This is a genomic window from Frankia sp. CeRuru1 (assembly GCF_977966315.1).
Window position 1 is genome coordinate 1 of sequence record NZ_CDWWEW010000334.1, and the last position, 5,691, is coordinate 5,691.

The 5,691-nt window shown below is 70.3% G+C and carries 7 protein-coding genes; 4 read left to right on the forward strand and 3 right to left on the reverse strand.

Annotated elements, in window-relative coordinates; all coding sequences use genetic code 11:
* Nucleotides 1-645: toll/interleukin-1 receptor domain-containing protein (locus tag AC08OP_RS19535; RefSeq protein WP_476615507.1), on the reverse strand; the 645-nt coding region annotated here is incomplete at its 3' end.
* A 157-nt stretch (nucleotides 646-802) separates the two neighbouring features.
* On the opposite strand from AC08OP_RS19535, the gene AC08OP_RS19540 reads away from it, so the two are divergent.
* The 3 genes from AC08OP_RS19540 to AC08OP_RS19550 all read left to right on the forward strand — a co-directional run bounded on the left by AC08OP_RS19540 (nucleotide 803) and on the right by AC08OP_RS19550 (nucleotide 2,785).
* Nucleotides 803-1,333 (forward strand): hypothetical protein, encoded by a 531-nt coding sequence (locus AC08OP_RS19540; protein ID WP_476615508.1) that lies wholly within the window; start codon nucleotides 803-805, stop codon nucleotides 1,331-1,333.
* A 23-nt stretch (nucleotides 1,334-1,356) separates the two neighbouring features.
* A complete protein-coding gene (locus AC08OP_RS19545) occupies nucleotides 1,357-2,325 on the forward strand; it encodes a helicase domain-containing protein (RefSeq protein WP_476615509.1) in 969 nt (322 codons plus the stop codon).
* 67 nt (nucleotides 2,326-2,392) lie between these two features.
* Nucleotides 2,393-2,785, forward strand: a complete 393-nt coding sequence (locus AC08OP_RS19550; protein WP_011436808.1) for a DUF2237 family protein — start codon at nucleotides 2,393-2,395, stop codon at nucleotides 2,783-2,785.
* A gap of 31 nt (nucleotides 2,786-2,816) precedes the next feature.
* On the opposite strand, the gene AC08OP_RS19555 is transcribed toward AC08OP_RS19550, so the two are convergent.
* Nucleotides 2,817-3,752, reverse strand: a complete 936-nt coding sequence (locus AC08OP_RS19555; RefSeq protein WP_476615510.1) for a sulfotransferase family protein — start codon at nucleotides 3,750-3,752, stop codon at nucleotides 2,817-2,819.
* A gap of 230 nt (nucleotides 3,753-3,982) precedes the next feature.
* Here AC08OP_RS19555 and AC08OP_RS19560 point away from each other — a divergent pair, with 230 nt between their 5' ends.
* Nucleotides 3,983-4,903: a glycoside hydrolase family protein gene (locus AC08OP_RS19560; RefSeq protein ID WP_476615511.1), complete on the forward strand. Its 921-nt coding sequence runs from the start codon at nucleotides 3,983-3,985 to the stop codon at nucleotides 4,901-4,903.
* Between the two features lie 143 nt (nucleotides 4,904-5,046).
* Here AC08OP_RS19560 and AC08OP_RS19565 read toward each other — a convergent pair whose 3' ends face one another.
* Nucleotides 5,047-5,556, reverse strand: coding sequence for an ester cyclase (locus tag AC08OP_RS19565; protein ID WP_476615512.1), 510 nt, complete (start codon nucleotides 5,554-5,556; stop codon nucleotides 5,047-5,049).
* Nucleotides 5,557-5,691 lie beyond the last annotated feature (135 nt).

The window sequence follows — 5,691 nt, forward strand, 5'->3', positions numbered from 1 at the left end:
GACCACGACCACGACCACGATGGCAAGGGTCCACCACGGGTGGGCACGAACCCCGTGCCAGACACCCCGCCAAGCGCGAATGACAATAGTGGAGCGGCCACTGTGTGATGGGTCCTCAGGCAGAACCGGGCCAGGCCAGGAAGGCTTAGGGAAGGGCGGCGGCTTGCTTGGTTTTTCCCTGCCCTTGCGCAGGGCGTTGATCTTCTTGGTGAGGCGGGTGGTGGCGGCAGGCTCGTCGAGGCCGAACAGGTCCAACGAGACGATCTGGCGGAGCGGATGCGGATCAGGCAGAGGGCAGTTGGTGATCTTGACGGGTATCAGCCTGCTGGCGAAGCCCAGCGGGTCGGCGGCGTGGACGGCGCGCCATTGCGCCTGGACGCGGTCGGAGGCCAGGTAGGCCTCGGAGAGCACGGCGATGGTGTGCGCGGCCTCGGTGACGCCCTGCTGGAAGCGGAAAGCCCAGTTCGAGCCAGGGATGGAGTCCCAGGCCTCGATCAGTACCCGGTAGCCGGCCGCCTCCAGCTGCCAGGCGATCCACTCCGCCCACTGCTGATCGGCCGCGGTGTAGGAGACGAAGAAGTCCGTCTTCGCCGGCACCCCCGCGGTGTTGTCGTCCGAGGGTTGGACCCCCGTATCCACGCCCATGCCCTACAGCATGCCATCCGGTCACGAACCGCTATAGACCCGCCGTCCTGGATGTGAGCTGAACACGCGACTCCGCCAGCCTCGGTCCTCAAGGAACGCGGGGAGTGCCGTCTTCGCCCGGATAGCATTTCTTGCCGACTTAAGAAAGGGGTGCTCGGTGGTGATCGACAGCATGAACGCCGAACCGGATGCGGATCCGGTCGATCTGACCGTCGAGGTGGCTGTCGAGGTGGCTGTCGAGGTGGCCGGACCGGACGCGGAGCTGGCCGCGGAACGCGAGCACCTCCAGCGCAGCCGGCGGGCGCTGGCGGGGATGCGGGCCGAGATCGAGGGAACGGAGATCACCGCGGGCGACGCGGTCGTGGACAAGGTGACGAACGCCTACCTGAAGCTGGCGAAGCAACGGCGGCTCGCCAGCTTCACCGAGCAGGAGGATTCGACGCCGCTGTTCTTCGCCCGGGTCGACTACGGGCCTGACGCGCCCCGGGTCCCCGGCTACATCGCCGCGGTGCTGCCCTCTCTCGGGGAGTTCACGGTGCGGCACAGCACCCTCGACGACGTGGTGGGCGCGGTCGCCGTGCATGGCACGGACCCCGACGACGTGGCCGCGCTCAAGGGCGACGCCCGGATGGCGACGGTGATCCGTCGGGCGTTGCCGACGAGTTCGCGGACCTGGCCGCCGACCTGATTGCGCAGCTGCGGGCGGGCGCGTTGCGCTACGGCACCGCCCGGGCACGCCTGGCCGGCCGGATCGCCGAGTCTGTCCGCGAGGCCGTCGAGGCGGTCTGGCCGCGGGCCGACGCGCCGGGCCTGGTGCACCGCCTGCTCACCGACCCGGCGTTCCTGGCGTCGGCGGCCAGCGGGGTGCTCACCGGCGACGAACAGCGCCTGCTGCTGACCGGCGCACCGCGAGGCGGGGCCCGGACGGCGCGCTGGTCGCTCGCCGACGCGTTCTGCATCGATGAGGCCCGGGACCTCATCGAGAGCGAACCGGGCTTCGGGCACGTGATCATCGATGAGGCGCAGGACCTCTCCGCGATGCAGGGCCGCGCGCTCGGCCGCCGCTGCGCGGACGGCTCCGCCACCGTCCTCGGGGACATCGCCCAGGGCACCACCGGCTGGGCCGCGACTTCGTGGCCGACGTTGCTGGCCCAGCTCGGCAAACCCACGGCGCACCTGGAGGTGCTGACCCGCGGTTACCGGGTGCCCGCGGAGATCCTCGACTTCGCGAACCGGCTCCTGCGCCACATCGCCCCGGATCTGCGCCCGGCGACCTCGGCGCGGACCACGCGCGGCGCGTTGACGACGGCCCCGACCACCCCGGAGGGGCTCACCGCCGCGGTGGTCGACCACACCCGCCGGACCCTGCCCCACCCCGGCTCGCTGGAGATCATCATCGCCGACCGGGAGGTGGCGGCACTCGCGGCGGCGCTGGACGCCGCGCGGCTGCCGATCGTCCCGCTCGACGGGGACACCCCACCCGGGTGGGCCTGCCTCGTGCCCGCCTCGCTCGCCAAGGGACTGGAGTTCGACCATGTCATCGTGGTGGAACCCGCCGCGATCGTGGCGGGTGAGGCGTGGCCGTTGCAGGGGTTGCGCCGGCTCTACGTCGTCCTCACCCGCGCCGTGAGCGCCCTCACCGTCGTGCATGCCGACGCGCTGCCCGCACAGCTGCGGTGAGCGACCTCGCGGGCCCGATCCGGGTGGTTGCCGTGTCGCCACCGGACGAGTGGGAGAAACTGTCGATGTGGCAGATGAACGGAATGTTCTCGGTGGGGAACTGGAGCCCTGCGGCACCGACCCGGTGACCGGCTTCTACCGCGACGGGTGCTGCAGCACCGGTCCGGAGGACCTCGGCAGCCATACCGTGTGCGCGGTGGTCACCACCGAGTTCCTACGGCACCAGCGGCAGGTCGGCAACGACCTGTCGACGCCCCGACCCGAGTATTCCTTCCCCGGCCTGCGCCCGGGTGACCGCTGGTGCGTGGTCGCGGTGCGGTGGCTGCAGGCCTACGAGGCGGGGGCCGCCGCGCCTGTCGTGCTGGCCTCGACGCACGAACGCGCCCTGGAGGTCATCCCGCTGGAGGCGCTGCGCGCCCATGCCGTCGACGTGCCCGCCGACCCACGATCGCTCGGCTGACCTCGGCCGGCCCCGCCCGTCGCCGGCCCCGTCAGTCGATGACCTCGGGTTTGAGGCCCACGGTGAGCCAGTCGGCGTAGGACAGGCCGGTGATCTCCTCGAGGCGGGCGATGTCGTCGACGAAATACGGCAGCACGGCGCGGCGCTGCTCGGGGGTGAGCTTCGGGCGCCCGCCCTTCTGCCGCTGCAACGCGGTGAGCAGCGGACCGCGGAAGGTCCTGCGCACGGGAACCGGGAAGTGATGCCCGATCCGCCCGCCGGTGCGCAGCGCCGCGCGCAGCACGCTGTTCACGGGGGTGTCCGCGACGAACGGCGTGACGTTCTCGGCGGGCACCAGGTCCACCAGACCTGTCTCGACGCCGAGGAACTCGCAGACCCGGTCCAGCGTGGCGGCGGGGGAGTCGCGCAGGTCCCGGTAGCGCAGCAGCAGGACCTGGTCGCGGGAGAACAGGGTGAACAGATGGCTGAGCTGCTCCCCGTACAGGCCTAGGGAGACGTAGTGCCAGAACTGGGCCCAGCCGGCGTCCCGGCGCTCACGCTCTAGGGCACAGGCCTGGACGAAGTCACGTTCCGGCTCCAGCCCCGCCGCCCACAGATGGGTCCAGTTCGAATGCGCGCGGTCGACCGGGTTGCGCAGCATGACGATGATCCGCGCCTTCGGCAGGAGCCGCCTGACCCGGTTCTGGGCGTCCAGGTCGTAGAGGTAGAACGGAGTAGCCTCGCCCTTGAGCGTCCCCGCCGGAGCGGCATCGAACAGCGCCTCGTAGCCGGCCCGCCGCCACACGTGCTCCTGGTACGTCTGGGCGTCACCGGGGCCGCCCCGGGCCGGCGGCGGCCCCTGTGACAGGAAGAACTTCGGCTCCTTCGCCGACGGGAGGAACAGCGCCGGGTGCCGGACGAGTGCCGCGTGCAGCGCCGTCGTTCCGGCTTTCGGCACGCCGATCACGAGGAAGTCGGGAAGGGCCATATGACGGGCGCTCCTGGACGACTGGGGTCGGTGGGCGACTGGGGTCGATGAGCGACTGGGGTCGGCCGCGGGCGGATCCGGCCGTAGGCAGCCCCGGGGCCGGGGTACGCACCTCGCATATTCCAGTAATCCGACCGGGGACCTCAAGATGGTAGCGGTCAGGGCGGGACGGCGTGAACGGAACGGAACGTTCGTCATCCTTACCCCGCCGGTAGGGTTGCTGCGTGGTAATGAGCAAACAGCACCTGGTGGCGACGACCGTACCGCTCCCCGGACTGAGGCCCGCCGTGACCGTGGTCGCGCCGCCCGGTGACGGCCCGGGGTACTGGGCCGGCGCGCCGTGCGCCATTACGGTGGATGGCGTATTCCATCTGGCCTATCGGCTGCGCCGTCCCATCGGGATCGGCCGGGGTTTCGGCGTCGTCATCGCCCGCTCCACCGACGGGGAGAACTTCACCGAGATCGCCGTCGTGCCCCGGGACCCGTTCGGCGCCGAGAGCCTGGAGCGGCCCGCTCTGGTGGTGACCCCGCAGGGATCATGGCGGCTCTATGTGAGCTGCGCGGCTCCGGGCAGCCCGCACTGGTGGGTGGACCTGCTGGAGGCCGACGACCCCACGGCGTTCGACCCGGCCCGCCGCCGCACCGTCCTGCCCGGCGATCCGGCCAGCCTCGCCGTCAAGGACCCGGTCGTGGTCCATTACGGCGGGCAGTGGCATCTGTGGGCCTCCTGCCACCTGCTCGACGACCCGCTGGCGACGGACCGGATGGACAGCCGCCACGCCACGAGCCCGGACGGCATGACCTGGACCTGGACCGGAACGGCGCTGGCGCCCCGGCCCGGCTGCTGGGACGCCCGCGGCGTGCGGATCAGTTCCGTGCTCACGGGCGGCTCCCAGCCGGTCGCCCTGTACGACGGTCGGGCCACCGCGGCGGAGAACTGGGCGGAACGCACCGGCCTCGCCGTCGGGGTGACCGTCGACCGGTTCCACGCGGTCGGCACCGAGCCGGTCGCGGTCTGTCCGGACGGGGACGGCGCCCTGCGCTACGTCAGCGTGGTCGAGCTCCCGGACGGCGGCCGGCGGCTGTACTACGAGGCCTCCCGGCCGGACGGCAGCCACGAGCTGCGCACGGAGCTGCACCCGGCCCCCTGAGCTGCCCCCGGTGTCCTGAACGCTGCCGTTTTCCCTGGTTGGCGGCGTCTTGGCGGGGGTGCTGCCCTTAGGGAGAGGCCGCGTCCAGGGAGAGACACGGCGGTGCTCGCGCGACGAGGGCGCGCCCTGCCCGCGGGTTCGGGTCAGGCGATGGCCGTTCGGATGGGTTCGCGGTCAGTCAGGCCCACGCCGCCGCGCGGAGCATCGGTCTCCCCCTTCATCTGACGGAAGATCGAGTCGTTGTCCCAGTACGCGCGCTCGGCGATGATTTTGTCCGGTTCCTGGTCACTGAAGATGTAAAGCACAACGCTTTCGAAATGAACCGGACGACCCTGAGGGGCGATGCCGGCGAACTCGCCCTGATGTGTCCCTGCCAGGGTCACCTCTCGCCAGGAGTAGCCGGGGAGGTCGTATTCTCCGGTGACAGTGACGATGAAGTCCGGTAGGGCAAGAGCGAGCGCTTCGTAGAACTCCTGAACGCCGTTGATTCCTTCGTAGCGGGCGTTTAGCGGGACGACGTCGTAGAAGGCGCGCTTGTCGCGCAGGAAGGTGTCGTAGACCTTCTCCCAATCCTTGGCATTCTCCTGGCGGATGTGCTCCTCGATTGTCGCGCGCTGCCAGGAGATACGCTCCTCGGTGGCAATAGTGGTCATGGTCGTTATTTCCTGGTCCTTCTCGTAGAAGGAGAATTCGTTGCGGATTCATCGTACAACAGGTTTGGGCGCGGAACAGTTCGGCTCTTCGAATTACGGTGGATGTCGTAATTAGGCGGGCACGCGTGGCGGGAT